Source organism: Candidatus Symbiopectobacterium sp. NZEC127 (genome assembly GCF_025962675.1).
Taxonomy (GTDB): domain Bacteria; phylum Pseudomonadota; class Gammaproteobacteria; order Enterobacterales; family Enterobacteriaceae; genus Symbiopectobacterium.
Genome location: NZ_JAGFPG010000056.1, coordinates 1 through 590, shown reverse-complemented (window position 1 = coordinate 590; position 590 = coordinate 1). Strand labels below are relative to the sequence as shown.

General features: G+C 37.6%; 1 pseudogene. It reads right to left on the bottom strand.

What is annotated here, in order from left to right:
• Positions 1-448 (bottom strand): annotated as a pseudogene (locus tag J5069_RS23900) (haloacid dehalogenase-like hydrolase); the annotation flags it as partial.
• Between the last annotated feature and the right edge of the window lie 142 nt (positions 449-590).

Below are 590 nucleotides of genomic sequence, written 5' to 3'. Positions count from 1 at the left end.
GTGCTGGCCATGTGACGGATTTACCATCAGAAGAATAATGATATTTACATGCATAGATATCACGGAATTTACAGCCTATGGATGTCCCTCTAATCATCGCATCTAAACCACTGGAAATTATGTAATGATGTAATTCCAAACCGTGTTGTTGAGCATAATAATTTATTCGCTCAAACCAGTTTTCAACACCGGGAAATAACGGGATTGATTTTCCATGTTTTTTCAAGTTGGCTTCAGTTAACTCTTGGGAACCAAGCTCACTCGCTTTCTCAGCAAGAAGTCCAAGATAAGACAATATTTCATCGCCATCATCATTCTTGGCCCGTTGTTTAACAGACTGCCAAAAAGAAGCAACATCATCAATTCCTAAAGCAGGCATAAGTCCATGTTGGGCACAATCACCTTCTGCTAGAGTTCCATCAAAATCATAAATTAACGCACATTTCATTGGTTATACCTACTTAACGTAACGCAAAACTATGGAATATAGTATGCAATGGTTGGAGGCAACACAGTGATGTCAAAGAACAACACTATATTAATACTGCTTCAGCGAATATATGTCAAAATATTGATGCCGATTTAAAATC